This window comes from Enteractinococcus helveticum, from assembly GCF_001657475.1.
In the GTDB taxonomy this organism is placed as follows: Bacteria; Actinomycetota; Actinomycetes; order Actinomycetales; family Micrococcaceae; genus Yaniella; species Yaniella helvetica.
In genome coordinates, this window is record NZ_LXEY01000079.1 from 1 (window position 1) to 1007 (window position 1007).

1 protein-coding gene is annotated in these 1007 nt (G+C 51.2%); it reads left to right on the forward strand.

Going from position 1 to position 1007, the window contains the following annotated elements:
• The coding region (locus A6F49_RS18980) for a hypothetical protein (protein ID WP_201120359.1) at nt 1-1007 on the forward strand (1007 nt) is incomplete at both ends.

Sequence of the window (1007 nt, forward strand, 5' to 3'; positions counted from 1 at the left end):
AAAGAGAGAGAGGGGAAAGAGAGAAGAGAGGGAGAAGGAGAAGAGGAGGGGGGGGGGGGGGAAAGGGAGGGGAGAAAAAAGAGAAAGAAAAAGAGAGAGGAGGAGGAAGAGGAAGAGGGGGAGAAGAGAAAGGAGGGAAGGAAAGGGAAAAAAAAGAGAAAAGAAAAGGAGAGAGGGGAGGGAAGGAGAGGAAGAGGGAAGGAGAGAGGGGAAGAGGGGAAAAAGAGGGGGGGAGAGGGGAGGAAGGGGAGAGGAGAGAGAGGGGGAGGGAGGGGAGAAAGAAGGGGGGGGAAAGGGAGGAGGGGAAGGAGGGGGGGGAGAAGAAGAGGGAGGAAGGGGAGGAGAGGGGGGAGAAAAGAGAGGAAGAAAGAAAAAAGGAAAAAAAAGAGGAAGAAAAAAGAGAGGAAGAAGGGGGGAAAAAGGAAAAGAGAAGGAAAGGAAAAGAAGAAAGAGGGAGGGAAGGAGGGGAAAAAAAAAGAGGAAAGGGAAAAAGGGGGGAAGGAGAAAGAAGGAAGGGGGGGGAGGAGAAGGAGGGAAGGGAAAGGGGAAGAAGGGGGAGAAGGGAAAAGAAGGAAAGAGGAAGAGGAAGAGAGGAAAGAAAGAAAAAAGGAAAGAAAAGGAGAAGAGAGAAAGAGGGGGGAAGGAGAAAGGGGAGAGAAGAAAAAGAGAGGGGAGGGGAGGAAGAGAAGAGAGGGGGAGAAGGAGGGGAAAAGGGAAAAGAGGAGGAAGGGGGAGGAGGAGAAGGAGGAGAGAAGGGAGAGGGAGAGGGAGAGGGAGAAGAAGGGGGGGGGGGAAAAGAAGGGGAGAGAAGAGGAGGGGAAGGAAAAGAGGGAAGAGGAAAAGGGGAGAGGAAGGGAAGGAGAGGGGGGGAGAAGAGAAAAAGAAAAAAGAGGAGAAGAGGGGGAAAGGAAGGGAAAAGAAAGAAGAAAAAAGAAAAAGAAGGGGGAAAAAATAAAAGAAAGGAAAGAGAGGGAAAAGGAGAAAGAGAGGGAGAGAGGAAGAAGGAA